At 55.9% G+C, this 24,196-nt stretch carries 29 protein-coding genes and 1 pseudogene; 18 read left to right on the plus strand and 12 right to left on the minus strand.

What is annotated here, in order from left to right; genetic code table 11:
- Window positions 1–138: 138 nt before the first annotated feature.
- Together CP958_RS05185 and CP958_RS05190 are read left to right on the plus strand one after the other, a co-directional pair.
- Window positions 139–885: an amino acid ABC transporter gene (locus CP958_RS05185; protein WP_096700926.1), complete on the plus strand. Its 747-nt coding sequence runs from the start codon at window positions 139–141 to the stop codon at window positions 883–885.
- A 58-nt stretch (window positions 886–943) separates the two neighbouring features.
- Window positions 944–2,446, plus strand: coding sequence for an ATP-binding protein (locus CP958_RS05190; protein WP_096700927.1), 1,503 nt, complete (start codon window positions 944–946; stop codon window positions 2,444–2,446).
- On the opposite strand, the gene CP958_RS05195 is transcribed toward CP958_RS05190, so the two are convergent.
- Window positions 2,447–3,199, minus strand: a complete 753-nt coding sequence (locus CP958_RS05195) for a sulfite exporter TauE/SafE family protein (RefSeq protein ID WP_096700928.1) — start codon at window positions 3,197–3,199, stop codon at window positions 2,447–2,449.
- A gap of 105 nt (window positions 3,200–3,304) precedes the next feature.
- Between CP958_RS05195 and CP958_RS05200 the strand changes: the two genes are divergently transcribed.
- The 4 genes from CP958_RS05200 (at window position 3,305) to CP958_RS05215 (ending at window position 6,869) form a co-directional block, all read left to right on the plus strand.
- Window positions 3,305–4,222 carry a LysR family transcriptional regulator gene (locus CP958_RS05200; RefSeq protein WP_197706354.1) on the plus strand — a complete coding sequence of 306 codons (918 nt, stop codon included), beginning with the start codon at window positions 3,305–3,307 and terminating at the stop codon, window positions 4,220–4,222.
- Window positions 4,223–4,274: 52 nt separating this feature from the next.
- Window positions 4,275–4,967: a hypothetical protein gene (locus CP958_RS05205; protein ID WP_096700929.1), complete on the plus strand. Its 693-nt coding sequence runs from the start codon at window positions 4,275–4,277 to the stop codon at window positions 4,965–4,967.
- Window positions 4,968–5,117: 150 nt separating this feature from the next.
- On the plus strand, window positions 5,118–6,350 hold the full coding sequence (locus CP958_RS05210; protein WP_096700930.1) for a site-specific integrase: 1,233 nt from the start codon (window positions 5,118–5,120) through the stop codon (window positions 6,348–6,350).
- A 105-nt stretch (window positions 6,351–6,455) separates the two neighbouring features.
- The gene (locus CP958_RS05215) at window positions 6,456–6,869 is read left to right on the plus strand and encodes a hypothetical protein (protein ID WP_141400423.1); all 414 of its coding nucleotides are present in this window, start codon (window positions 6,456–6,458) and stop codon (window positions 6,867–6,869) included.
- 143 nt (window positions 6,870–7,012) lie between these two features.
- Here the strand turns inward: CP958_RS05215 and CP958_RS25770 are convergent, their stop codons facing one another.
- The 5 genes and pseudogenes from CP958_RS25770 to CP958_RS05240 all read right to left on the minus strand — a co-directional run bounded on the left by CP958_RS25770 (window position 7,013) and on the right by CP958_RS05240 (window position 9,335).
- Window positions 7,013–7,438 (minus strand): hypothetical protein, encoded by a 426-nt coding sequence (locus tag CP958_RS25770; protein ID WP_141400424.1) that lies wholly within the window; start codon window positions 7,436–7,438, stop codon window positions 7,013–7,015.
- 233 nt (window positions 7,439–7,671) lie between these two features.
- Window positions 7,672–8,377: pseudogene (locus tag CP958_RS05225) on the minus strand (DUF2786 domain-containing protein).
- Window positions 8,377–8,559, minus strand: a complete 183-nt coding sequence (locus CP958_RS05230; RefSeq protein ID WP_096700933.1) for a hypothetical protein — start codon at window positions 8,557–8,559, stop codon at window positions 8,377–8,379. Before CP958_RS05230 ends, CP958_RS05225 begins: the two are co-directional and overlap by 1 nt.
- Before the next feature lie 12 nt (window positions 8,560–8,571).
- Window positions 8,572–9,033: a MucR family transcriptional regulator gene (locus CP958_RS05235; RefSeq protein ID WP_096700934.1), complete on the minus strand. Its 462-nt coding sequence runs from the start codon at window positions 9,031–9,033 to the stop codon at window positions 8,572–8,574.
- A gap of 11 nt (window positions 9,034–9,044) precedes the next feature.
- Entirely contained in the window at window positions 9,045–9,335 is a 291-nt protein-coding gene (locus CP958_RS05240; protein ID WP_277948868.1) for an HU family DNA-binding protein, read from the minus strand.
- A 226-nt stretch (window positions 9,336–9,561) separates the two neighbouring features.
- Here CP958_RS05240 and CP958_RS26255 point away from each other — a divergent pair, with 226 nt between their 5' ends.
- Together CP958_RS26255 and CP958_RS05245 are read left to right on the plus strand one after the other, a co-directional pair.
- Window positions 9,562–9,732, plus strand: a complete 171-nt coding sequence (locus CP958_RS26255) for a hypothetical protein (RefSeq protein ID WP_170958842.1) — start codon at window positions 9,562–9,564, stop codon at window positions 9,730–9,732.
- Window positions 9,732–9,959: a hypothetical protein gene (locus tag CP958_RS05245; RefSeq protein ID WP_242442757.1), complete on the plus strand. Its 228-nt coding sequence runs from the start codon at window positions 9,732–9,734 to the stop codon at window positions 9,957–9,959. Before CP958_RS26255 ends, CP958_RS05245 begins: the two co-directional genes overlap by 1 nt.
- Here the strand turns inward: CP958_RS05245 and CP958_RS25775 are convergent, their stop codons facing one another.
- Window positions 9,960–10,607: a hypothetical protein gene (locus tag CP958_RS25775; RefSeq protein ID WP_141400425.1), complete on the minus strand. Its 648-nt coding sequence runs from the start codon at window positions 10,605–10,607 to the stop codon at window positions 9,960–9,962.
- A 25-nt stretch (window positions 10,608–10,632) separates the two neighbouring features.
- A complete protein-coding gene (locus CP958_RS05255; RefSeq protein WP_096701028.1) occupies window positions 10,633–11,205 on the minus strand; it encodes a site-specific integrase in 573 nt (190 codons plus the stop codon).
- A gap of 383 nt (window positions 11,206–11,588) precedes the next feature.
- Here CP958_RS05255 and CP958_RS05260 point away from each other — a divergent pair, with 383 nt between their 5' ends.
- From CP958_RS05260 to CP958_RS26260, 5 genes are all read left to right on the plus strand, one after another.
- Entirely contained in the window at window positions 11,589–12,209 is a 621-nt protein-coding gene (locus CP958_RS05260) for a DUF4339 domain-containing protein (RefSeq protein WP_141400426.1), read from the plus strand.
- A 6-nt stretch (window positions 12,210–12,215) separates the two neighbouring features.
- A complete protein-coding gene (locus CP958_RS05265; protein WP_141400427.1) occupies window positions 12,216–13,388 on the plus strand; it encodes a hypothetical protein in 1,173 nt (390 codons plus the stop codon).
- Between the two features lie 12 nt (window positions 13,389–13,400).
- Window positions 13,401–13,841, plus strand: a complete 441-nt coding sequence (locus CP958_RS05270) for a hypothetical protein (RefSeq protein ID WP_096700939.1) — start codon at window positions 13,401–13,403, stop codon at window positions 13,839–13,841.
- 19 nt (window positions 13,842–13,860) lie between these two features.
- Window positions 13,861–15,306, plus strand: coding sequence for an EI24 domain-containing protein (locus CP958_RS05275; protein WP_096700940.1), 1,446 nt, complete (start codon window positions 13,861–13,863; stop codon window positions 15,304–15,306).
- 83 nt (window positions 15,307–15,389) lie between these two features.
- Window positions 15,390–15,566: a hypothetical protein gene (locus CP958_RS26260; RefSeq protein ID WP_170958843.1), complete on the plus strand. Its 177-nt coding sequence runs from the start codon at window positions 15,390–15,392 to the stop codon at window positions 15,564–15,566.
- 366 nt (window positions 15,567–15,932) lie between these two features.
- Here the strand turns inward: CP958_RS26260 and CP958_RS25780 are convergent, their stop codons facing one another.
- A complete protein-coding gene (locus CP958_RS25780; protein WP_141400428.1) occupies window positions 15,933–16,271 on the minus strand; it encodes a hypothetical protein in 339 nt (112 codons plus the stop codon).
- A gap of 479 nt (window positions 16,272–16,750) precedes the next feature.
- Here CP958_RS25780 and CP958_RS05280 point away from each other — a divergent pair, with 479 nt between their 5' ends.
- The 3 genes from CP958_RS05280 (at window position 16,751) to CP958_RS05285 (ending at window position 20,202) form a co-directional block, all read left to right on the plus strand.
- On the plus strand, window positions 16,751–19,327 hold the full coding sequence (locus tag CP958_RS05280; protein WP_096700941.1) for a hypothetical protein: 2,577 nt from the start codon (window positions 16,751–16,753) through the stop codon (window positions 19,325–19,327).
- A gap of 35 nt (window positions 19,328–19,362) precedes the next feature.
- A complete protein-coding gene (locus tag CP958_RS25785) occupies window positions 19,363–19,674 on the plus strand; it encodes a hypothetical protein (RefSeq protein WP_141400429.1) in 312 nt (103 codons plus the stop codon).
- 75 nt (window positions 19,675–19,749) lie between these two features.
- A complete protein-coding gene (locus CP958_RS05285) occupies window positions 19,750–20,202 on the plus strand; it encodes a DUF6641 family protein (RefSeq protein ID WP_242442758.1) in 453 nt (150 codons plus the stop codon).
- Window positions 20,203–20,260: 58 nt separating this feature from the next.
- On the opposite strand, the gene CP958_RS05290 is transcribed toward CP958_RS05285, so the two are convergent.
- Both CP958_RS05290 and CP958_RS25790 read right to left on the minus strand, forming a co-directional pair.
- Entirely contained in the window at window positions 20,261–21,907 is a 1,647-nt protein-coding gene (locus CP958_RS05290; RefSeq protein WP_096701029.1) for a DUF5131 family protein, read from the minus strand.
- Entirely contained in the window at window positions 21,900–22,223 is a 324-nt protein-coding gene (locus tag CP958_RS25790) for a hypothetical protein (RefSeq protein WP_141400430.1), read from the minus strand. The genes CP958_RS05290 and CP958_RS25790 overlap by 8 nt, the downstream gene beginning before the upstream one ends.
- Window positions 22,224–22,340: 117 nt before the next feature.
- On the opposite strand from CP958_RS25790, the gene CP958_RS25795 reads away from it, so the two are divergent.
- Window positions 22,341–23,051 (plus strand): hypothetical protein, encoded by a 711-nt coding sequence (locus tag CP958_RS25795; protein WP_141400431.1) that lies wholly within the window; start codon window positions 22,341–22,343, stop codon window positions 23,049–23,051.
- A 58-nt stretch (window positions 23,052–23,109) separates the two neighbouring features.
- On the opposite strand, the gene CP958_RS05295 is transcribed toward CP958_RS25795, so the two are convergent.
- Entirely contained in the window at window positions 23,110–23,718 is a 609-nt protein-coding gene (locus CP958_RS05295) for a recombinase family protein (protein ID WP_096700943.1), read from the minus strand.
- A 194-nt stretch (window positions 23,719–23,912) separates the two neighbouring features.
- Between CP958_RS05295 and CP958_RS05300 the strand changes: the two genes are divergently transcribed.
- Complete coding sequence (locus tag CP958_RS05300; protein WP_096700944.1) at window positions 23,913–24,191, plus strand: metal-sensing transcriptional repressor; 279 nt, start codon at window positions 23,913–23,915, stop codon at window positions 24,189–24,191.
- The last annotated feature ends 5 nt before the right edge of the window (window positions 24,192–24,196 follow it).

Below are 24,196 nucleotides of genomic sequence, written 5' to 3' on the forward strand. Positions count from 1 at the left end.
CACATCCGGCCGAGGATAGGCCCGCCCCGGCGGGAAAACCACAGGGAAACACCCTGCGCCCAGGCATGTCCCGGCCGGATTGAGAAACCACCGCCGGTGCGCTATTCTTGCCTTATTGGGGACGGATGGGAGGCGGGGATGATCAAGGGCCGGTATTGCGTCCTTGTGGCGGGTTGCCTTCTGGCCATGGCCGCGACCTCGCCGGCCGATGCCGCCGAGCCCCGGACCATCGAATATGCCTATCCCGACCAGTCGGTCTGGACCACCCGGCTGGACGCCAAGGGTGAGCCCGACAATCCGCTGCTGCGCCTGGCCGCGCCGCTGTTCCAGCAGGCCGGCATCCCCTGGCGGGCGCGCGGGTTGCCGGCGGCGCGCCTGTTCGAATATTTGAGCGACGGACAGACCGACTTCTCCATGCTGGTCAAGGGACCGGCGCTGGAGAAGTGCTGTCTGGTCAGCAAACGGCCGGTGGCCGGCACCGAATTGCGGGTGTACCGCCGCAAGGGCCTGCCCCCCATCACCACCCGCCAGGGGCTGGCCGGCAAGGAGGTGATCACCGTCCACGGCTACAGCTATGGCGATATCCTGGCCTTCATCAGGAATCCGGCCAACCGGGTCGGCAACAACGGCACCGTCAGCCACGAATCCGCCTTCGCCATGCTGGAGCGCGGACGGGCCGACTATCTGCTGGACTATGCCGGGCCGGCCGAGGAAGTGCTGGCCGATCACCCGATCAAGGACCTGGAATTCGACGTCATCGACCGGCTGGACGTCTATCTGATCCTCAGCCGGACCTATCCCGATGCCCCGGCGGTGATGGCCCGCCTGGAAGCCATCGCCGAGACCCTGCGGGTCGAAGGGGTTTCTAAATTTAGTCTAAAGTAGGCTATGCAAATGTTTTGGGCTCGTATCGCCCCGGCGATGCGGGTAGGCTTGCATCATCATGATGATGATGATGCTGCGCAAGAAAGGGCGAGAGAACAGGATCGGCCGCCGCCTGATCGTCCTGATCGTCGCCTTCAGCTCATTTCTGGCCTTACTGGCGACCGCCTATCAGCTGTTCAGCGAATACCAGCAGCAGCGCGCCGACATGGACGATCAGCTGGAGAACGTCCAGATTTTCCTCCCGCCCATTACCGGCAGCGTCTGGACCTTCGACGAGCGGCAGATCACCCTGGCCCTCGACGCCCTGACCCGGCTGTCCCATGTGGAATACGCGGTGATCACCACCTTGGACGGCCGCAACGTGTGGAAGTCCGGAGCCGTCAAGTCGAAGCGGTTGCTCAACCGTCAATATACCCTGTCGCGCGAGATCCGGGGCGAGATGCGCCAGATCGCCACCCTGGACGTGTCGGCCAGCCTGGACGGCATCTACGACCGCCTGATGGGCCAGGCCATCACCATCTTGGTGAGCAACGCGCTGAAGACCTTCCTGGTGGCGGCGTTCATGTACGTGATCTTCAGCCGCATCGTCACCCGCCGGATCGAGGAACTGGCCCGCAACGTCAGCAGCCTGGTGCCAGAATCCCTGCTCTCCCAGGCCTCGCTGTTCGACGAGACGCTGGGCTTTCCCGAGCACGGCGACGAGATCGACCGCCTGCGCTGGGCCTATGACAACATCGCCCGCCAACTGAATCTGTCGGTGCAGGACCTGCACGACCGCAACGACGAGCTGCAGCACGAAATCCACGAGCGCACCCGGGCGGAAAGCGACCTGCAGCAGGTGATCGCCGAATTGTCGCGCACCAACGCCGAGCTGGAGCGTTTCGCCTATGTGGCCGCCCACGACCTGCAGGAGCCGGTGCGCGGGCTGGTCAGCTTCTCGCAGTTGTTGGAGCGCAAGTGTCTCGAGAACCTGGGCGACGAGGGCAAGGACTATCTGCGCTTCATCGTCAACGAAGCCCTGCGTATGTCCAATCTGGTGCGCGATCTGCTGGAATACAGCCGGGCCGGCGGCGCCGGCCTGAGCATCGGCGAGGTGGACTGTACCGAACTGATGGGTACCGTGCTCCAGAGCCTGCGCCCAGCCATCGAGCATAAGCGCGCCCAGATCCAGATCACCCCGCTGCCCAAGGTCCACGCCGACCAGGGCCAGCTGCATCAGGTCTTCCACAATCTGCTGGGCAACGCCCTCAAGTACAGCGGCGACGGAAGCGCTCCCTCCATCCGGGTGACCGCCGAGCGCGACGGCGAGGGCTGGCGTTTCGCGGTGAGCGACAACGGGATCGGCATCGATCCCCAGTACCACGATTACGTCTTCGAGGTGTTCCGCCGCCTGCATACCGGCTCCGCCTATCCCGGCACCGGCATCGGGCTGGCCATCTGCAAGCGTATCGTCGAGAGCCATGGCGGCCGTATGTGGCTGACCTCGGCTCCCAACGAGGGCACCACCTTCTTCTTCACCCTGCCCGACCGGGTCGAGGAAGCCCGGGCGGTAGCGGAATAATCACCGCCCGATCAGCATGGCGACGGAACAAGCCAGCAGCAGGCCGGCGAACAACCGCCGCATGACGATTTCGGGAAAGGCGTGGGCCAGGGCCACCCCGGCCGAGACGCTGACCAGCCCGCCCAGCCCCAGCGCGCCGCCGATGGTCCAGTTCACATTGCCGGCGCGGGCATAGGAGGCCAGAGCCGCCGCCGAACAGGGCAGAACCAGGGCCAGAGCCAGACTCTGCGCCACCCGCTGGTCCAGCCCGAACCAGCGCGACAGGATCGGCGTCGCCACCAGCCCTCCCCCCACGCCCAGCAATCCCATGCTGCCGCCACCGGCCAGGCCGACCAGGGGAAGCAGCCGGAGACGGAGCGGCGTTGCCGCCCCCACATCCACGCGGCGGCGGATCATCAGCACCGCCAACACCGCCAGGAAAGCCGAGAACAGCAGGCGCAGCACATGCTGGTCCAGCCCCTGGGCCAGTTGCGCCGCCCCATAGGTGGTCACCGTCCCCACCAGGGCCAGCCGCGCCGCCCTGCCCAGGTCGACGGGGTTGCGCCGCATATAGCGCCACCACGCCGCCAGCAGGTTGGGCACCATCATGGCCAGGGCGGTGCCCTGGGCCATGGCCTGATCCATGCCGTAGGCGGTGACCAGCAGGGGAATGGCGATGATGCCGCCGCCGATGCCGAACAGGCCGCCGAGGAATCCCAGGGCGCCGCCCAGCAACAGCAGGGGCATCAGGGTCAGAAGCAGGGAAACGGACACCGACGCGACCTTTCCACGGAAACGATGCCCGATGATTATCCTTGCCATGGCCGCAATCAATGGCGTCAACTTCACTATACTCTTGCGCACAGAGCATCAATCGTCATGGCCTTGAACGACAGCCTGGATATCGCCTTCTTCTCCCTGGTGGCCCGCCATTCCAGCCTGACGGCGGCGGCCCGCGAGATGGGGCTGTCGCCCCCCGCCGTCAGCCGCCGCCTCGCCGCCCTGGAAGGCCGCCTCGGCGTCCGCCTGCTCAACCGGACCACGCGGCGGCAAAGCCTGACGCCCGAGGGCGAGAAGTATGTGGAGGAGGGCCGCCGCATTCTCGGCGATATCGAAAGCCTGGAACGGGAGTTGACGGCGGGACTTCAGAGTCCGCGCGGCATGCTGCGCATCAATGCCGGGTTCGGCTTCGGGCGGCGCCATCTCGGCCCGGCGGTATCGGACTTCGTCCGTCTGCATCCCGAGGTGGAGGTGATCCTGCACCTGAGCGACCGGCCGCTGGACCTCGCCGCCGAGGCCATGGACATCGGCATCCGCTTCGGCATCGGTCCGGATTCCGGCCTGCTGCACCGACGCATCGCCGCCAATCGCCGCCTGCTGTGCGCCGCCCCCGCCTATCTCGCCGCCCATCCGGCTCCCCACGGCCCGGCCGGGCTGCGCGACCACCAGTGCATCGTCATCCGCGAGAACGACCGGGCCTTCAACACCTGGAATCTGGTCTCCGCCGAGGGAGCGGCCTCGGTCAAGGTCAGCGGGGCATTGTCGGCCAATCACGGCGAGGTGGCGGTGGACTGGGCCCTGGCCGGGCACGGCATTCTGCTGCGCTCGGAATGGGACATCGCGCCCTATCTGCGTTCGGGTGAGCTGGTCCGCGTACTGGACGGCTGGTCGGGGGTCGAGGCCGACATCCACGCCGTCTACCTGCAGCGCCACCAACTGTCGGCCAAGGTGCGGAGCTTCCTCGACTTCCTGGCCGAGCGCTTCGCCTCGCAGCGCGCCGCGCCGGGGGCGTGGTGATGAGAATGACTGGCGATAGGCTGGCGTCAGCCGCCGGTGTCATGGTGTGCCCATGACCCGTCGCATCCTTCCGGCCGTATTCCTGGCGCTGCTTGCCGTCCTTACCGTCACGCCCAGCCGTGCCGAGAACCGCCTGATCCTCTATACCGTCGGATCGGACGCGCCCGCCGAGTTGCCGCCCGTGCTGGCCCGTTTCCGGGACGAGGGCTGGACCGTCCGCATCAACCGGGTGCCGGTGGATTTCCGCCGCGAGCACGATTTCGGCAAGGCCCTGTTCGCCCAGGCCCGCGCGGCGCGCGACGAAGGCTATTCCCGCGTGGTGCTGGCCGGCCGCTCGTTCGGCGCCTGGGTGTCGCTGATCGCCAATTCCTCGTGGTCGACGCCGGTGGACGGCGGCGGCATCCATGCGGTGATCGCCCTGGATGCCACGGTCAGCGGCGAGACGGCGCGGGTCGGCCGTCAGTGGCACGACTACAAGTTCATGGACGTGATCAAGACCCAGGACCCCACCCGGCTGGCGGTGGTCGTCCTGGATACGGATGCCGAGGAGGGGCGGATTCGCGAAGACGAAATCCGCCGCACCATCCGCCGCCCGGCCATTCCCCACGTGGCGGTCTACGAACCGGCACCGCCGCCGCTGGACAGCGAAGGCTTCGCCCGGCGCTGGGGGGATTGCCTCACCACCCTGCTGGGCGACGAGGCTCCCTCACCGCCGGCTAATGGCTGGTGCCACTTGAATAATTGATCTTATTGAAGACAATTTTTTACCACGGACCAAAGCCCTTATTTTAAATAACTTTCTTGGGTGAAACTTGGCATCAGTAGCACTCCAGTAGCAGATTGCCATCCTATGATGCTACGATGGGTTTAGCCCCCATCAACCAAGGCACAGATCATGCCCAAGACCAAACTGAACCAGACCTTCGCTGAGCGAACCAGCGGTACCGAAGGGAAGGACACCTATTATTGGGACACCACCATTACCGGGTTCGGGTTGAAGATATCCGCATCGGGTAAAAAGACATGGTTTTTTCACAGGATGGTCCGAGGCGGTGGCCGCACTCAAGTTACCCTAGGCTCTTTCCCCTCGATGGATTTCAACCAAGCACGGTTGAAAGCACTTGAGATGACGGGGCAGGTTGAGGCCGGAGAATCCCCCAAGACCAAAGCCCAAAAATCCGCCGAAGCCGTTACCATAGAAGATGTATTTGAGGACTACGCCCAAAAGAAAATGGCGAAATCATCCCGCACCAATTTGAGGCTGTTTCTGGATAAGCACATCTACCCAAAGCACCGAAAATGGTTGGTGAAAGATTTTACCCGTGGTTACTTCATTAAATGGATTGAAGAAAACTACCATGATCAACCAGGAACCGCATACAACATCATCACATACGTCAATGCTGCATGGAACTATGCTATAACCCGCGAAATACTCCCCGCCAACACATATAACCCCGCCTTTAAGGTCAAAAGAGCATTACTTGATTCTGGATTCAAACTAAGGAAGTCTAAGAACGGCTACAAGATGGCCCTTGAGGCCAATGATATTACCAAGCTAATCAAGGCCATCAAAGATAGCTACGATGACCAAAATATAAATGCAATCGCAACGGCGGCATCAGAGTTGATTCTACACACAGGTGCCCGTCGCAATGAAATTCAGACCTTAATGTTTGATGAGATTGATTACGAAAAAAGGTTGATCACCAAGGCTGAACCGGGAAAGAACGGCCTGACCCGCTATATCCGGCTATCAGATACGGCTATGGAACTGCTCACCCGTGCCGCCGAAGTCCGCAAAGCCAAAAATCGGGAAAATGGCGTCTATGTATTCCCATCAGGTCGCGAAGGTCACAAGCACAAGCACATAACATCTATCAACACATACCTTAAGCTCATTGGTGCCAAAGCTGACCTGCCGGACTTGAAGCCTCATAATTTGCGATCATTATATATCAACATTGCCGTTGATGGCGGCGTTCCCATGGCTGTTGTTGCTGAAAACGTTGGACACAGCAATGTCATGACCACCATGTTGCATTACATTAAAAACAAGAAATCCGCCTTGTTTGATGGTATCAACACGGTTGGAGAATTGCTGGCATCCCTGACCATGGAGGATTAGCGAATAAGGCGCTGATTGAAGGCATCCGTCAAAATCAGCATGTCGGCAAAGGGACGTTCGCCCTCTCAGGATAAATACCTCCATCACCGTCGAATGGAGGTTCCTATGCACGACATCTGCTCAATTCCAGCCCACCCGAGAGCGGTCAGCATCGTGCTGGTTCCGATCAGCGGAATGGTGTCAGCCAAGCCCGATTTCGGCCATTTTACTGCGCTTGAAGAGGTTCGGCTCTATGTTGCTGGCATGCCACTCAAGGATGCCGACATCCGATATTACGATATGCGCGACGGCGGGAACCGGGTCACCCTGGAGTTCCATGGTACCGCCATCACCTACACATCGATTGGAATGGCTCCCGGCATAGAAATGGTGGCTCAGGCTCCCATCAAGGTTTGGACTGGGACCACGGTTGGGATTGCTGACCGCGCCGCCCTGAAACTCGGCCCAGTTATCACCATGGTTGATCCAGATGGTGACGTACTTCAAATGACCACAAACAGTTATGAGATCAATTTTTGATTTCGTAGAACTCTTCGCATTCAAAGCAGCGCAGTTTGCCGGATAAGGTCACGCAGAAAGTTATTCCACCGCAGTGCGGGCAGGTTCTGGCGTGATCGTCAGGGTTTTTTGATCGATCATTGGGAAACTTTATGATTTTGCACTCACTCTTCATCATCGCTATCCATTTCTAATTTGCGACACTCCATTCTTATATTCTTAAGATCAGCATTATCCTCGCACCAGACCATGACTTCTGCGTAGCCCAGGTAGGAAAATACGACATCGAGGTGTTTGCCGCTCAATTCGCCGCCGCCGTTGTCGGTCATCACCACCTGTCCATAGGAATTGGCCGCCGTTTTGGTCAAAGCGACAAATCCCTCGCGATCCATGGCAAATGATGAATGGTACGGAAATCGGGCGCAAAGAGCAGTCAACCGTTCATTGATGTCATGTTGTGGGTGTTCAGTTGGCGCATAAACGCATCCGCAATTTGAACAGCGGATAATGTAATTGTGCATAATCAAGAAATTATATCTGCCGCATGTGTTGCAGTTTCTCACTAATTGATTTTGATTGTTAATGATCATGGCATCACCTCCATGACTATTTATGCTGCGAGAGCAGCAGCGTGTCCTGGTCGCAAAACCAGGAAATTCCAAGGCGATTCTGTTGGGAGAAGGTTCACATGGAGAAAATGGTAAGGGTTATATGTAACGATTGGCGAATATATATTATTCGGCAAACGTTACACACAAGTCATACCATTAGATATTCGTAATATATAGACTTAATTTCCAATCCGATTGGCCTTTTAGTCTTCCTATTTGCTCGTCTGCTTGTTTCCGACACCAGGGGTGATGGCGATGTTATTACCAGCAGCCTGACCGGCCTCGAATGCACCCACCCGCCGCGACCCTTTTCCCTGAAGTCCTGCCACGTCGCAGGTTAAGGTCCAGCTTAGCGAATTCTGATTCGACGATGGCGTGGCGGACCACCACCAGATCACGACCACTGCTGACCCGGTTGGCTTCATCGCGTTCGGCCTTCATGGCGATCAGTTTCTGCCCAATCGACACCGCCATGCCGAACATGAACGATCCCTTTTCGTCTTTGCCGTAACGGAGAATTCGCTGGGCAAGGGCATATTGAACCCAGGCGGTCTGCATGGCCGTGGCGATCACATCGTAGACGTAATGGGCCATCTCGATGCTGGGTTTGAGGCCGAAGAACACGTACCGGATTCCGGTGTCGTCCTTTTCACGCCACACCTTGCAATCGCAGTACTCCGCAATGGCCGGAATGCAGGCCGAGATTGGTTGGCGCTGCTTTCGGTTGGTGATGATGACCGACTGTTCACACTGCTCCTCCCTGATTTCCAGGTCACTGACCGAAAGGTCATGTCGATCCAGCAGTTCAGCAACCTTGGCCGCCGCCGCCAAGGCTTCTTCCTCGGTGCATCCATTGGCAATGGTTTTGGCTCGAAGAGCCTGTAGGCGGTTCTTCAGTTTATCGAGATCGGTTGCCATCAAGCGTCCGATCCATCACCGCCGCCAAACAGCATCTCAAGCCCCAGGATGCCGAGGATGATCCACTTCAGCTTCCAGATCACCCACAGCACGAATGCACCGCCAGCCGCGATGACCAGGGGTACCTGGAGGAAGAAGTGGAGAATACCTGCCACGAACAGCAGGATGGCGATGGATCGCAAGATTGTTCCCCTTTATTCGGTCGGCTTTGACCACCTCGAAGCGGGATAGCGATGCCGAGGTGTATCCGTCGCTGCTTCAGGCTCAACACTGGCTGCTGCTTTGGGCTTACGGCCAAGGCCGATTTTGATCGCCAGTTCCGAGCGATGGGCAGCGTAATTGGGAGCCACCATGGGGTAGTCGGCGGGCAACGACCACTTCGAGCGATAATCATCCACGGATAGGCTATGGGCGGTCATGATGTGCCTCTTGAGCATGGACTGGGACTTGCCGCATTCCAAACAGATGAGGGCGTTGGGGGTCACCGATTTTCTGACCGATACCGCAGGCTTTTGACCTTCCTGGGGCAATTCCACAGGGTTGCCGATGGCGATCAATGCGGCATAGGTGCTGCGGATCAGGTCGGGCAATTCGGCGACTTGGATGGTGTTGTTGCCCACATAGGCCGCGACGATCTGGGCGGTCCTGGTGATCATGACGATCTCACTTAGCCGTTGATGGTGTCCTTCAGGGCCTTCCCGGCGCTGAACTTCGGTGCCTTGGAAGCAGGAATGGTAATGGCCGCCCCGGTCATCGGGTTCTTGCCCTGGCGAGCCGCACGATTGGACACCGAAAACGCCCCGAAACCAATCAGACGGACATCATCACCAGACTTCAAGGCAGATGTGATGGCAGAAAACACCGCGTCCACGGCCTTATCGGCATCGACCTTGGTCATCCCTGTGGTTTCAGCCACCTTCGAAATCAGTTCAGCTTTGTTCATTTTTGGATTCCTCAACAATTCTGATGGTATCGATTCCACGACCAGCAGGGGGCGTCAACACATCACACCCTGCTGGCCCTGGGATTGTCGGATTCTCGGACGTTTGACTGTTTGAGTGCGCCGCTCCGGGTTTGCATTTGAATGATGGCCTTGAAGGCTTTTGAAAGTGGCATATCCCTTGAAAAGAGCGGAAATCATGCCTAATGTTTAATACAAAGGGCGTGATTGGCGGGGGTTTTATATGACTAAAGTCAAGCGCATTCTGGTGGTTGATGATTCGAAGACGCAACGCATGATCATGGTGCGTGCGTTGGCGGAGTTCTGCTGTGAGATTGTCGGTGAGGCCGAGGATGACCTGATCGATAACATCAACTCCTTCTTGGATCGGCTGCGACCGGGAAAGGTCAAGTAATGATGGCCGACGCAGCCATCGTTCTCGATGGCGTTGAGATCGTGATTCATGGGATTCAGGTGCGGGCCGACGGTAGCGGCACCGAGGTATCATTGCCGAAATATCGCGCCCCGGACGGCTCATGGAAAACCGCTGTGTCTCTCCCCGAGGAGGTTCGGGGACCACTCGGTGACGTGGTGATGGCAGCCGGGATCGAAGCCGGGATTCTGAAACAGCGAGAAGCCTGATTACGGACAGCCGGTGAAAAAGTACCCCTGCCTCTGCTGATCGGTCAGAGCAGGCGGCTTTCCATCTGGCGTACAGCCGGGTAGCTCTGGGCGCGTTTCAGATACCCAGTTCGGATCAGACGGATACTTGCGCATGAGCTTGTTAATCCGCCCAACTCCATAGTCAGCGATCTCCTGACAGAGCGCTACTTCAGCACCATCATTCATTGCATACCGGATATCACGGTTTGTTACTTCGGCGTATTCTTGGATATCCCGCGATTCAGACATGACAACACCGTGCGGGATATACTGACCCACGAGGACATCATGATCCTGAAGCCACTTCATACTGGTTTCAGCGATACGATTGGCCCCTTCACGGATTTTCCAACACGCTTCACCACGTTCATGAAGATTCTTCCTGGTGGCGTCCTTCTTCATGACCAGATCACGTTCACGGCGCCAAAATTCGGGGTTATCGATTTCCTTGTAGGTCAGTGGAGGAGGCAGATTGCCAGTTTGATCTGGATGACCTTGCCCGCCCCCGATCCCAAGACGGCGGGCATAAGGCGGTGGTGGGTCACCAGGGCGCTCCTGAAAATATTCACTCTTGTACTGAGGCGGGTCTTGTTGAGCCAAGCACGGGGCGATGACGGCCACCACCATTGCGGCGGCCAATAGGGCCGCGCACCTACAGCTTCCGAACAGCCGCGCGAAGCATCTCATCGTTCACCTCAATGTACCGCTGCGTGGTGGAAAGATTCCGATGACCGGCCAGAGTCATGATGACCTTGGCGCTAACGCCACTGTGAGCAAGCCGGGTGATAAACCACCTCCGACCGGAGTGGCTGCTGGCCCCGTCAACACCCGCTTCACGATAGACGTGGGCGAACAACTGACACAGAGAATTGGCCGTGAATGCCCCACCTCGTTGGGTCACCAGCAAGGGGGACAACCCATTCAGTCGATCACCATTCAACCCCGCGATATAGGTCTCCAATTCTGGACGGAGCTTGGTTCCGACAAACATGGCCCTGGCTTCGGCGGACTTAGTGATGGAGGCCCGCAGCAGAATGCGCTCCTTGATCTCGCCCCGAGTGTCCACCACGTCGCCCACGGTAAGGGCGGCGATCTCACCCACCCGTAACCCGCCGAAATAGGACAGCATGACGGCGGCTCGGTTTCGAGCGGCGTATTTCATCTCGGTGATGGTCGTCAGCACGCGTCGGAACTCGCGGTCGGACAAGACCTTCGCCTGCTTCATTCCCACCCCCGTCACGAAGATCGCGCCTTGGGCGAACCCGATCACCCGTGAGGCTGCCAGAATATCGAAGAAAATGCACCGAAGATGATATCAGTCTGAAAGTTATCGTGCAAGTTATGCAAGGAAAAAATCAGCATTTCAGGCATTGAAGCGCTATGTGATGGCAGTCCGCAGCATAGCCGCGCCCATCGGCAAAAACATTAGCATGGTCAATGCGTTACTCTGTGACGAAATTAACATAAAAGGTGCAGGATGTGCGATTGGCGAGCGCCAAATAACTTCAGAATATCAATGTGTTTTCATGGTGTTTGCTTGTGATTTTTAATCTGCCGCCACTCAATCGTGGCGGACTTGAGGGAAATGAAGACGCTTTGGAGTCCGTCATGTTCTACATCGCTCAGAACAATTCACCGACCGGCCCTTTTTCCCGCGATCAAATCGCGGGGTTGGTGAAGGAAGGAAGAGTCAATGCATCCACCCTTGTCGTGCCGGTTGGAGGGAGCGAGTGGGAGCAGGCCGGTCGAGTGGTTGAACTGTCCAGACTTTTCGAGAGGGTAGGGTCGGGAGCCTTGCCAGCCTCTTCATTGCCGACCACGGGAAAACCAAAGTGGACGGCGATAAGAATTGCACGCGCAGGGGCCGTTGCCGTTTTAGTAATAGCAATTGGAATTCTTTCAGTAAAATATTATAGGCAGGAAATGCAAGCCACACCCCCCATAAGCATGTGCGATCAAGAAGTAAAAAATGAGCTTACATCACTCATTAGAAAGACTGGGAAATCGTGCTTGGCGGTTACCGCATGTAGCGACAAATCGTTCGTTAAAAGAAGCGGTCAGACGGCGCGAGGCGTTGCATTTCAGTGTGACGGAAATACCAAGATAGAATATTCTATATCCAGCTTGGACGGCCTCACTCCTAACTTAAATGTGATCGATCACGATACGAATAGCATTGTATCTTGTTATAATATTGAGACTGGCGCTGAGGAGAAGTTGTGTCTTTAGACTTTGATGATTGGCACCGAAATCATGGGTACGCAACCTCACATCGTCATCCAGGCTCGCCAGGGCAATACCTGGAAGACAGTCCATCGGCATGAGGGTGAAGACCCGGCCATAGCCCTGACCGTAGTTGGGCAGACTGTCGCACGGGGCCAATGCGAGGAGGTTCGCGTCCTTCTTGGTCGATATGACGGGGTGAAGCAAAAGCACGTTTATCGACAGCTATCCACCACCGGGCCAATTCAGGTTGCACCCAAGTCTGCTGCAACCATTCCCTCGCCGCTGCCCATGTCCAGTGGTTCGGTGCCACCGCCACCGCCGCTGCCTTCTATGGCTTCGGGTCAGGGGGCGGGATTTCCTCCACCTCCCCCGCTGCCCATGTCCAGTGGTTCGGTGCCGCCACCACCACCGCCGCTACCTTCCATGGCTTCGGGTCAGGTGGCTGGTTTTCCCCCACCGCCGCCGCTGCCCATGTCCAGCGGTTTGATGCCGCCACCACCACCTCTCCCTTCCACCGCCGGTGGGATGGTCAACTTCATCGTGCAGATATCCGTGGACGGCGGTTCCAACTGGCAGTCAACCAAACTGTATCCCGATGAAGCCAGTGCGAAGACATTCGCGCTGCAAATCCGCGAACGCGCCAAGGAATACGGCATCCGTATCGTCGCCGGATTCGACAAAACCTATGCCGTCAAATGGTCCCTCGACGAGCGCGGGCAGTTCACGTCCCCGAAGGAGGCCCTCATCTCGAACGTGACCGACGAGATCGAGATAACCCGGTTGAATCCCCTGTACCTCTACGTGGTGAATCTCATAACCATGGGGGCGGCGGGTGCCTACTGGATGTTCAAGCGCCGAGACATCTTCAACATGATGGCCGGAAGGAGCGTCTTCAATATAACCGGCTTTTATCTCATGTCGCTTGGCTGGTTGATGGCATATGGGCTGGTGTTCGCGGGGGTTGCGACCAAGGCAATCTACATGGGTGGGGTTGGATTCATTGTTGGCCTTGCGATGTGGATCGCCGGTCGAATCCTCGTTGTTCCCAAACTGCGCATGTCCATCAGGAATTACTCAAGAAACATTCTTGGTGTCGAACAGACGTTCAGGTTCCTGCCATCCGCATTCGGAGGTGCGGCCTACCTCGCCCACAAGCTGAACGGATTGGTTATCGCACGATGACGGAGGTCGATCATGACTGAGAGCAAAGAGAATCTGAAAGCTGGTGTTGCCGCCGCGCTGGGTGCCGCGCTCGGCACCGTTTCATCCCGGATCGCTGAGGCCAATGGCGACAAGATCAAGGAGGTGATCGACGCGGCCAAGGAGAAGGTGTCCGATCTGTTTGCCGATGGTCAGCAGGCGGCCAGCGCCGAAACGGCCCCGGAAGTGGTCACGATCTCGCACATCGACGGGATCGATGTGCATATCGGCCAGTCCGGCATCGACGTGACCCTGGATGCCACCGATGCCCACGGCCACGCCACCAAGCTCCTACTCGAACTCGGCCATCTCGCGCCGGAAGGCGGGGTCGATGCCTCGTCGCTGGTGGTGGACGTTGCCGACCATGTGGGGGGAGAAGCAGCAGGCGAGGTCGCCCACGGCATCCTGGCGTCGATCATAGATCACACCACCTGACAGACGGGTAGCAAGCGATATGCGAGATAAACCGGCAGCCCCGAGAAATCTCCTGGCCGTCGTCGATAGGGGGTTTGAACAGATCATTCTGCCCGAATCTCAGCACGGATTCTGGCCGTCCATCGGCACATCCGCTGTGATCTTCGTTGTGACGGTCATGTTCGGTGCCATCATGGCGAACATCGTGTCGAAGATGTTCATTGAGGCGGCACATAATTTCTTGGCGGCATACGCCAGTGGCGTCATTGATGGCAGTGATTTCATCGCCAAGTTCGCAAAAAAAATGGCGCAACTCGCCATCTCGAACACGTCTGAATACGTCAAGAAGATGATGGTGGATGTCACCATATCATTCTCTCAAGCCTCGTTCCCGCTCATCGCCACCGCCATATTCACCGGCACTTTTCAGAACAGCCTCATCGGCTCGATTGAGCGGCGGTGGTACGGGAAATCCGGCGAGCAATTCGTCTCGAACATCCGAATCCCGTTTTCCCTGCTGTTCGCTGGTCTGCGCTATTGCATCGTCGTCGGCATCGGCTTTTGCGTGTCGTTGCTGCCGAATCCCGTTGGATTGATCGGCGTGGTGATTGTGGCCCTTGCCAACATCGGATTCATGTCGAGATGCTATTTCGACACCGTGGCGCTACGGCGGTTACCGCTCTCTCAAGTTGCCGAGGTCAGAAAGGCGAACCGCTGGTCGCTGATGCTTCTCGGAGCCATCATCTATGGCCTCTTTGCCCTGCCCGCCGTCAATTTGCTGGCCGCGATCATCGGCACCGCGCTGATGGTTCATGCTTTGTGGCTCTTTCAACCCGACTCCGCAGTTGTCCCCGCCGCCCCACCTCTTCCTCAGCCAGCTTCAGCCATGGGTTTCCGCAAGGTTGCCGTTATCGCGGTCATCGCGGTGTGTCTGCTTGGAGCGGGAGCATGGCTGTCCTCTCAATCGACACCGAATGCGAAGCAAAGGATATCGAACATCACCGATCAGCCGAAAACGTCCATTCAACCCCCAGCTTTTCCCGCCTCAGAGGGGAAGTCCGCTTTAGCTGAAGATTCTAAAGGAAACATGGGTCTGGCTGCGTGCAAGAAAAAGGTGCTGCAAGGTGCATCAAATCCAGAGACCGTTCAGTTCTTCGAATATGAAATATCCATCAGAAGCATGACCGATAAGGAAAAGCAAAAATTATATGATGTCACGCATATTGGCGGGATATCGGCGGCAACCATGTTGGACATGCTTGGAAATGGTGATGAAGGTTGGGAAAAGCTCATGCGCTTCGGCAAGATGACATACGATGACAGCAAGGACATTATTGCCAAAGACCTCGAGACGGCTGCGAATATGATTGCTGGTGACGTTACGCAGAGAGTTAAGTTTGACCTTGATAACGGAAGGCGTGTTACTGCACGTTACACATGCTTCTTTAGGCATGATGGGAGCGCGTTCATCAATACGATTGAGTAAAATCTTGCGTAAAGGCCAAATCAAATTGATCTCATGCCTGACGATGATGGGCGGCATGGACGAAAGCCGAGCGCGAGGAACCAATGAAAGCATCTGATGATCTGCGGCAACTTGCAGAGGATTTGATCCAGGAGGCGCGGCAAAAAGGACTGGATAGCCCAAACGCGGTGATGTGGGTCGTGAAATCCCTACAGGCAATCAGGCCGGGTACGGGAGAGTCGCAGGCGTTCGATCTGGTATGGTCGCTTTGGCGTCCATGAATCGTTCTCGCCGTTCGACAGCAGGAGAGCGCTTGGGGGCCTGGAAGGATAAATACCACCACATCCATCCAGTTCGAGGTGCCCTCATGAGATTTTACGATTTTGACCCAATTTCACCCGAAGAAGCTGTATCGCTCCCACCCCCAACCAAGTCCGAGATTTCAGATGAACGACAACGTGCCATCCTGATGTTGCGGTCGGCTGTTCGCGCCATCGAGCGCCTGCTCATGCATGAAGTAGGTTATGAGCCTGGAATCGGTCAGCCTTAAACACGGTGATGATCTCGCCCATTTTCCCTGAACGTATTGTGGCGCATGGACCTGATCCATGCGCCACAAATATGAGGGTGGTGGGTGGCAAGAGCGGTCAGGATTGGCTGGCGTTTTGACGAAGCGTAGCAATATACCGATCCCAAATAGCCATAGCGGTGTGGCTGGACCGTCCGTTTACTATGACGAAACCTCTCACCAAACCCCGAACGTACTCAAAATCAGAGCTATTCAGTTCGGATATCAGTCTCGCCGCACCCGCAAAATCGTCTTGAAATTCATCAGCCCAATCTTCATCGACACCGGCGGTGCATGCACGGTAATACTCTATAAGGCCAGAAAGATAGGGCAATTGGCTTGATGCGTCATCAGTTACAACATCTGCTTCAACAAGATAGGCAAATGCGTCAGGGCTAATTTTAGATAGTTCGTACATTGTAAATTCCATTCAAGTTGTTGATCGATCCGCCGTCTGGCGTCGATGAATGGAGTTTCCGGCCCGCACTGGTGTTTTGGCAATTTATCGTTTCATAGGTAGTTAACTGCTATATCGCGGTTACATTGATGATTTTGTCAATGCCATCAACCTCTGGCAAAAATGCTCATGATCACTGATAGATTATTTTACTTTTAAGCGGCGCGAAATTTCCCGTACCCCCGTCGTGACACATCTTCCATTCCGATGGAATCTGGTGCGAAAGATTCAGTCCGGCATCGGCTGCGACAAGAAATACTGCGTCGCATCTTGTAAAAAACGATAAATTGCATCAAAAAGCGGAGCCAGCATAAATAGACATAGCGTCGGTTCCAGCTTGTTGACGCCATGGTGATGCAGGACGAGTTTTGTTGTTTATAAGTTTATCCGTGCCCGCGTCACCACATTGGCACACAACCCCATGGCGATTGGAACCCGTCATGGGGTTTTTTATTTTCAGAGGTGACGTTGTGAGTTCCGCTAATTTTTACATTGTTTCATCACCGGCAAGTGCCGGAAAAACTGATGCTGCCGTTTCCGAGGCGATTGCCATGGCGGCAATGGGCGAAAAGGTGATCATCGCCCAACCTTCCTGCGCCTGCATCGATGAGTGGTTTGCCAAGGCTCAGGAACGAGCCAGATCACGGCGAAAGAAGCCGGTGCCGGTCTACCGGTTCGACAGCAGCACTTGCGAAGATGGACAGGTGATCACCTCCATCATGAGCCATCTAAAAAACCCTGGTGATGGTGGGCAGGTTCTCTTTCTGACCCAGCAGGCTTTGCTGCGGCTGCCATATTTCCACCGGCCAGAACATTGGCATGTGATCGTCGATGAGATTCCTGCTCCCGATGTGATGTTTTGTCGGCACCTTCCACACAATCATGAGATCATCACCTCGGCCATATCTTGGCAGGATTTTTCCGCCGATATTGTCAAGGTGTCCGCAGTAGACATTGCCAAACTTCGCCGTCTTGCCGATGGCGATGATGCTGTTGATGCCGAATTTAAGGCCATAGCCCGAGCCATTCTGGACCCGGATTATGATGTCTTCGCCATCAGGGAGAACATCGAACGTACGGTGGCCGGTGACACCGAAAACGGCAAATATCCTCTGTACCTTTTTGGGGTTCTGAAGCCATCGGCGTTCACCAAGTTCGCATCGGCCATCATCATGGGGGCACACTTTGAGGAGTCGCTGCTTCATCACCTATGGGCAGTTCAGGGGGCTGTGTTCGAACCACATCGCCGGTTGACCAATGCCCTTCGGTTTCAACATCACCAGAACGGAAATCGGGTTTCCATTCATTATCTGGCCGAAGATAGCTGGTCCAAAAAGTTGGGAAGCAAGAAGGTCACCGTCGATGGTACTGAAATCAGCAATACCGTCCTCGGACTTACCAAGGCCGCCGAATTGATAGAGGACCAACCCTTCCTCTATCTGGTGAACAAGGACGCGGAGGATGCTGCTGGGGAATTATTCGCCGAGTTGGCCGCGACCGCGTTGCCTCACAAACCTCATGGCCTCAATGGGTATTCCGAATTTCACAATGTCGTGGTTGTAGCCTCGTTCTTGCCGACGCCAATGCAATGCCGGTTCCTATCGAATTTCGGCATTATCCCTGACCAGATCAGGGATGCGATCTGCCATCAAGCCGTCTATCAAGCTGTGATGCGGTGCAGTCTGCGTGATCTTCATTGCGATGTGCCGGTTCGAGTCGTGGTCACCGATGTCGGTGTAGCCCAGTGGTTGGCTGACCAGTTCCCCGGTTGCACCATGGCCCAAGCTCCAGGTGTTCCGCTCACAAAGAAGGGCAAAGGCCACAGAATTCGGCTTCATGCGGATAATTCAGACCGTAGTCGGGCATATCGCAAGAGAAAAGATGAGCAAATTCGGGAAGTTGTACTGGCAAACATCTTGCCGGAAATACAAAATGGTAAAACTTCACCGTTACGATTGGCGAATATATATTATTCACCAAACGTTACATCGAAACATGACCATTTTCAGTTAGAAGACACCTCTGCCTCTGACTTCATGGATTTATCGATCCTGGAGCGAGAGCTATTCGCTGGAACATTGTTCCGCCATATCCGGGACACCGATACCTCCCGTCATGTTTTTATCAGGTCCATGGACGACATGATCGATTGGCTTCGTCATTGCCATGGGCTGACCTACAAGGACAAGCACAGCAACATGCTGATCAGCCCGACCTTGTTCAATCCGACCTTGGGCGACAAAAGCAGAGGAAGGGACAACGCGGTGATCTCTTGGGGAATCTGGCTCGATATTGATGACGGAGATATGCCCTATCACGCATTCGCCAAGATGTTCGCTGGGAAAACCATGGTGGTCTACAACACGGCTTCCTCGACCAACGACACCCGATATCGCGTCTTCATGCCGACGACCGGGTACATGATGGTCGAGACCTACGATGCCATCTGCAAGCAGATCATCAAGGTGGTTCAGTCCAATGGCTATTGCTCGCCCCGGCAACGGAAACGGGGATCAGCAAAGCCATGCCATGGCATCGACCCGACCAAGCTGTCGGTGGAGAACATGATGTACCTGCCATGCAAACCCATGGATGGCAGTGATGGATTTTTCCAGGTCTTCGAGGGTGATCCAATCAATCCCACCCTCTGGGTGCAGAACAACATCCTGCCCGTCGATATGCCGCCGCCGGTCCTGGTTGCCGTTCCTGATGAATTGCCCATCCCCGGTGACCATCCGAAGGCTGTCATGTATTTCGACCGATTGGTCGCGGCCATCAGTGATGTGGTCCTGGGTCGAAACAACGGCCTATACCGGGCGTCACTCCATGGGTTCGCCATGGCAAGTGCTGGGTTGCTTGATTCATGGATGGTGGAATCTCGTCTGGAACAGGCGGCTTTTGCAGCCGGTTTGGACAAGAATGAAATCGGGCCGACCATTCGGAGTGGCCGCAATAATTCCAAGCACCTGATTGGTCGATACCTGACGTGGGCTGCATATGGGAACGCAGCAGCTTGATAAATACACCTGCAATATCAGCGGGAGTGCAGTCGATGTTTGGATTGAAAGATATATATACTCAGGTCAAGGAGCTTGGAATAGTAAGCAATGAACGCGAATTCGGCGGATTGATGAATAGAGGCCAAAGTTACTTATCATCGTCGATTTCGCGGAATCGCAGACCGTCCACAGATGCACTTCTGGCGTTGACGCGGAATATCGATGAAATCATTGACACCACCAAGGACGAGGCATCACGATGCATCAATAGAAATCAGGTTGAAGAATACGAAGGCGGCATCGACGCACTTGAAAAACTAAAAGCAGACACGTGGATTGAAATATGGAGCCGCGTTTCTTCATAAAATATTTTCAGCACATGTATTGACTCCAAATTATTGCGGCCATATCGTTTTATCAACATTGATATGGAGGGCGATATGACCGTACTTAACTTTAAGTTCTCCGATGCCAAGCGTCCTCTGGTCGCGGATACCCGCAAAAAGTCGGGGCGCGAGGTGGTTCTCGATGGCATCGAACAGCAGATGAAGTTGCTCAATGACCCGAGTTTTCGGATCGAGCGTACCAAGTACATCAAGGACGAAGCCGGAAATTCGGTGCGCAAGACCATCTGCACCTCGCCGCGTCCCTGGTGGTGGCAGGTGGCCGATGGCATCTTCATGGTCCAGGTCAAGTACGGCCACAGCGTCGTCGTGGAACTGGAGGTGAGCAAGCCGACCATCGTCGCCGGGAAATCGGAGAAGGATGTGGTGGCGGTGCTGACCCAGGTGTCCACGGCCATCAAGGAGGGGAAATTCGACGCCCAGATCGCTGTCGCCAAGGAGAAGGCCAAGCGCAACCGGCAGGCTCAGGCGGATCAGGCGGCGGCGTAGGCTTCATGGACGAGGGCGGGATAATTCTCGCCCTCAACGCCATCGACCTTTCCTGTTTTCAGCTATTGATTTCGGGTGGCTGTGCAGACCGTTCCTTGGGTTTGACCGCGATCTTCCGACCATCAAGCCCTCGAATGAACTGTCTCAGGCTGATCATGACCACGTCACCTTTGACCGAAATCCAGAATGATGGACGGATGGAGTAGTGGCCGATGAAGCCCACGGTGACATGGAAAAGCCCTCGTGTTTCGCGTTCCAAAATGGCTTTCACCTCATTTGGATCGATCGTCCACGGCTCTTCGTATTCGAATTGACACCATTTTTGCCGTTGTATCTTCGGTCGGTGACGAAGATAGCGATTGATTTCGGCGATTTGGCGATGCAGATATTTTCGCTCGCTTTGGCTCTCTTCGACCACCATCCGGGCAACCAAGCGGTCGATCACAATCCGTCCGTGTTCCCGTTCGAACCAACTGACATGACGTGAGTAGGGATAATCGACCCCGGCGAATTCCGAATGGTGGTACTCCCAGGGAACAGCGATCACCTCACCAAACGGGTCCACCACATCAACCGTCTTTGTTCGGTCTCCAACTGGGGGCGGTCTGCTTGGACGGACGGGGCGGATGTCAAAATAGTCACCAAGAGCAGTCCAAACTGATCTGAGATCATCGGTGTCAGCTATGCCGCCATGACGGAAGTAGTCGATGAGTTGGGTGGCCGCCTTTTCGAAGTGTGTGTCGGGCAAAGGATCATTCGGCCCCAGCAGCCAGACCTTTGCCCACTCATCCGCTGTCTTTTCTTGCGGAGGGGGCGGCGACAGCACCTCCTTCCTTGCCCGCATGGTTTCCCACGCCTTCTTGGCGGCGGCCACCCGTTTTGGGTCTTTGTCCGGACGGTCAGTTCCCGTGGGGTCTGATGGGGGGACCGGTTGGTCGTCATCGTGGCCGGGGTACTGATGCCAAACATGACCGTCGATGGTCGGCGGGTATTCAACGTCTTGCTTGGGCTTGAACGCAGACCACTGCTTGAGGAAAAATGGAACACCGTATTGCTGGCACTGGCGTAGGATTGCCTCAGCCCATGCTTTTTCCATCTTGCGCCAGCCCTTACCAGACTCGCCGCCGACAATCACCCACTGCAATGTGCCATCGGCCAGCCATGGGGTCAGATCAATGGGTTCCAGCAGCGGCTCAACCGACACAAATCGGACGGCAGCCCGCACCTTGCGCAGATCATCAAGCCGGTGCAGAGACTTGTTGCAGCCGCAGGTGACCCCAATCCAAACACTTCGCGGGATGGGTAATGTTGCCGACATCTCCGCCATACGCTCCGAACGTTTGGTGCAAATCAAAAAGTTGGTGCCAGTCTTGTTGGCGTCCATTGCCTCGAATACGCGGCGGATCGTCGCGTCATCGACGTTGTCGTGGAAGGTGTCGCTCATGGAGTTGACGAAGAGCCGTTCGGTCTTGACCGTGCGAAGGGCGTCGATCTCCTTGTTCACAACGCCGATCTTGCCGGTCGGAATGCGTTTGCCCTTTTCGCCTTTGACCGTGTCCTCATAGCCGGGCGTGCCCATCTGCTGATGGCGGTATGCCCACCCGGTCATGTAGCAGTTCGCGCACTCGGGGGAGATTTTGCTGCACCCTTTGAATGGGTTGCAGGTTCCTGTGGCCCAGGCAATTTCCGTGGTCGGATTAGCCATTGCTGCCTCCCACATTTTCAAGCCGAGGATTCCAAGAGCCAATGACATAGCCCTCGTCATCCAGTTCGACCCCATCTGCTAAAAACGACGAACTCGGGGTCGCGATGTTGACGAGCCGGAAGCGAACCTGTGGCGGGGTCGCCCGGTACTTTTTCAGTACCCAGACCATCCGATCCGCAGCGGCATGTCGTTCCTCGTCAGATAGATTGTGGTTGGCTAACATGGCGAACTGACTGCCAAGTTCGCGGTCGAGGTTACCGGGAGGGGGTGCCGCGTTCTCTCTGCTGTTTTGCCGCCCCTTAAAGTAGTCGCTCATGGATTTGTCCTCACTCAATTCATGAGCGCCATGGTAGCGACCGATATGGAATTGTCAGCAACAGCCGTTCGCACACCGGGGTATGAAAACCGTTTATATTGAATATTGGAGTTGAACATGCAACCACCTTGGCTGATCGGATATGTGTTTCCGCCGTTTGGTGATGTGGAAAAGCAGGAGGCGTGCTTCAACGCAATTGCGGAGAAACTCAACAAGCCTGTTCAAATAGTTATCGAGACTGACCAGAGGCACAGGTCCGCACTTCTTCAAGCTCTTGAATTTGATGATGCTACGCCAGATATTTGCATTTCTGGAGTGGGTTTCGCGGGGTTCCAAAATGTCATAACGGCGGAATCGCTGCGAGATCGCGTTCTGATTGTGCCATCACCAAACGTAATAATTTACTCAGTGGCGGCCTGCGAAATGGTGCAGAAAGAAGGCGTCCGACTTCTTGACGGACCTGCATGCCTTCAGGAAATTGATAATGAAGGATTCAGGCAATTTATGAATCGAAACATGATTGAACTCGCAGGAAAGGTTGGCGGAGTTTTGAATGAGGACAATATTTCAAAAAAGCTTAAATCAGAAGAGTCTGACTACAATATAGTTAACAAGCTTAGGCATTTCTTAAATGGAGATGCGCCACCAATAAACATGGATGGAGCAATAAAATATTTTGAAGGGCTGGATGAGTTTAAATGTAAAAAAATACCAACGATACGAAGCGCGGTAGATCGTGCAATCGAAAGAACTTTAACAAAATTAGAGTTTGATAGATTGTTCAAAATATCTCTCGATAAGAGGCTTAAAGAATTTGAAGGAATATAATGCCGGTTAGGTAGATGCAATTGGGTATACCCCGCTGCATCGTCGTAATTAGCGGGCCTTATTGCCCTATTTGGGTCTGATCAGGCTTATTGGGTGATGTTCGATTTGGGGCATGACCCAATTGGAACGCCCGATAGACCGATGCCCGACCAATTCCCAGCCGAGCGGCGATCTCGGTCGCACCAAGACCTTCGGCTTTCAGCCGCAGCACCTCGTTGGCCTGCAACATGGCGGTCGGCTTCCGTCCCTTGTACTTCCCCTGAGCCTTGGCCTTGGCGACACCCTCACGCTGGCGTTCGAGCATGATCTCCCGCTCGAATTCGGCAATGCCGCCCAACATGGTCAAGATCAATTTGCCGGTCGGTGTGCTGGTGTCGATGCCCATACCCAAAATTCGCAATGCGGCACCCTTGCGGTTGATGGTGTCCACGACCAAGAGCATGTGCGATATGGACCGAGCAAGACGATCCAATTTGGTCACGACCAACGTGTCACCTTCGCGGATAAATTCGAGGGCCATGGCAAGTTGCTCACGGGCGGCTACATCAACGGACGACACCTGCTCGGAGAAGACCTTCTCGCACCCGGCAGCGGTCAGGTCACGGACCTGGGCCTCGATAGATGCTTTCTGATCCAGGGTGCTGGTGCGTGCGTATCCGACCAACATGGTTGCCCTCTATATGTATCAATAGACATTAAAGGACTATAGAGACTTTGTTTCAAAAGTCAAATCGAGGTCTATTGAGACGTGATATTGGCGCTGCTGGAATGCCTCAGATGACCCTGCTTCATTGAGACCTGCCGTGGCATCAGAAGGTCGCCTTGTTGACCTATCCCCCTGGAGGGGATATATGTCAGCGCATGACCGAGCAGCCGATCCACGAAACCCATTCCGAAGTCGCCAAGCGCCTACGCCGGGCCGAGGGGCACTTGAAGAAGATCATCGCCATGATCGGCGATGGCCGACCCTGCCTGGATATCGCCCAGCAGCTTCAGGCGGTGGAAAGCGCCCTCTGCAACGCCAAGAAGGCCTTGATCCACGACCACATCGACCATTGCCTGGAACAAGCGGTCGGCCCCGTCTCTCGGGAGGGGCGCTCGGTGGTCGAGGAGTTCAAGGAAATCACCAAGTACCTGTAGAGGTG

This window comes from Magnetospirillum sp. 15-1 (assembly GCF_900184795.1).
In the GTDB taxonomy this organism is placed as follows: domain Bacteria; phylum Pseudomonadota; class Alphaproteobacteria; order Rhodospirillales; family Magnetospirillaceae; genus Phaeospirillum.

Excerpts from the sequence above, each read along its gene's own strand:
- CP958_RS05235 (WP_096700934.1), bottom strand. The coding sequence starts at position 9,033 with ATGATCACCAGGACCGCCCAGATCGTCGCGGCCTATGTGGGCAACAAC.
- CP958_RS05205 (WP_096700929.1), top strand. The coding sequence starts at position 4,275 with ATGACCCGTCGCATCCTTCCGGCCGTATTCCTGGCGCTGCTTGCCGTC.
- CP958_RS05275 (WP_096700940.1), top strand. The coding sequence starts at position 13,861 with ATGCGAGATAAACCGGCAGCCCCGAGAAATCTCCTGGCCGTCGTCGAT.
- CP958_RS25785 (WP_141400429.1), top strand. The coding sequence starts at position 19,363 with ATGTTTGGATTGAAAGATATATATACTCAGGTCAAGGAGCTTGGAATA.
- CP958_RS25770 (WP_141400424.1), bottom strand. The coding sequence starts at position 7,438 with ATGATCATTAACAATCAAAATCAATTAGTGAGAAACTGCAACACATGC.
- CP958_RS05270 (WP_096700939.1), top strand. The coding sequence starts at position 13,401 with ATGACTGAGAGCAAAGAGAATCTGAAAGCTGGTGTTGCCGCCGCGCTG.
- CP958_RS05290 (WP_096701029.1), bottom strand. The coding sequence starts at position 21,907 with ATGGCTAATCCGACCACGGAAATTGCCTGGGCCACAGGAACCTGCAAC.
- CP958_RS05260 (WP_141400426.1), top strand. The coding sequence starts at position 11,589 with ATGTTCTACATCGCTCAGAACAATTCACCGACCGGCCCTTTTTCCCGC.
- CP958_RS25795 (WP_141400431.1), top strand. The coding sequence starts at position 22,341 with ATGCAACCACCTTGGCTGATCGGATATGTGTTTCCGCCGTTTGGTGAT.
- CP958_RS25790 (WP_141400430.1), bottom strand. The coding sequence starts at position 22,223 with ATGAGCGACTACTTTAAGGGGCGGCAAAACAGCAGAGAGAACGCGGCA.
- CP958_RS05245 (WP_242442757.1), top strand. The coding sequence starts at position 9,732 with ATGATGGCCGACGCAGCCATCGTTCTCGATGGCGTTGAGATCGTGATT.
- CP958_RS25780 (WP_141400428.1), bottom strand. The coding sequence starts at position 16,271 with ATGTACGAACTATCTAAAATTAGCCCTGACGCATTTGCCTATCTTGTT.
- CP958_RS26255 (WP_170958842.1), top strand. The coding sequence starts at position 9,562 with ATGACTAAAGTCAAGCGCATTCTGGTGGTTGATGATTCGAAGACGCAA.
- CP958_RS05210 (WP_096700930.1), top strand. The coding sequence starts at position 5,118 with ATGCCCAAGACCAAACTGAACCAGACCTTCGCTGAGCGAACCAGCGGT.
- CP958_RS05215 (WP_141400423.1), top strand. The coding sequence starts at position 6,456 with ATGCACGACATCTGCTCAATTCCAGCCCACCCGAGAGCGGTCAGCATC.
- CP958_RS25775 (WP_141400425.1), bottom strand. The coding sequence starts at position 10,607 with ATGGTGGTGGCCGTCATCGCCCCGTGCTTGGCTCAACAAGACCCGCCT.
- CP958_RS26260 (WP_170958843.1), top strand. The coding sequence starts at position 15,390 with ATGAAAGCATCTGATGATCTGCGGCAACTTGCAGAGGATTTGATCCAG.
- CP958_RS05255 (WP_096701028.1), bottom strand. The coding sequence starts at position 11,205 with ATGAAGCAGGCGAAGGTCTTGTCCGACCGCGAGTTCCGACGCGTGCTG.
- CP958_RS05185 (WP_096700926.1), top strand. The coding sequence starts at position 139 with ATGATCAAGGGCCGGTATTGCGTCCTTGTGGCGGGTTGCCTTCTGGCC.
- CP958_RS05200 (WP_197706354.1), top strand. The coding sequence starts at position 3,305 with ATGGCCTTGAACGACAGCCTGGATATCGCCTTCTTCTCCCTGGTGGCC.
- CP958_RS05265 (WP_141400427.1), top strand. The coding sequence starts at position 12,216 with ATGATTGGCACCGAAATCATGGGTACGCAACCTCACATCGTCATCCAG.
- CP958_RS05300 (WP_096700944.1), top strand. The coding sequence starts at position 23,913 with ATGACCGAGCAGCCGATCCACGAAACCCATTCCGAAGTCGCCAAGCGC.
- CP958_RS05295 (WP_096700943.1), bottom strand. The coding sequence starts at position 23,718 with ATGTTGGTCGGATACGCACGCACCAGCACCCTGGATCAGAAAGCATCT.
- CP958_RS05280 (WP_096700941.1), top strand. The coding sequence starts at position 16,751 with ATGGGGTTTTTTATTTTCAGAGGTGACGTTGTGAGTTCCGCTAATTTT.
- CP958_RS05285 (WP_242442758.1), top strand. The coding sequence starts at position 19,750 with ATGACCGTACTTAACTTTAAGTTCTCCGATGCCAAGCGTCCTCTGGTC.
- CP958_RS05190 (WP_096700927.1), top strand. The coding sequence starts at position 944 with ATGATGATGATGATGCTGCGCAAGAAAGGGCGAGAGAACAGGATCGGC.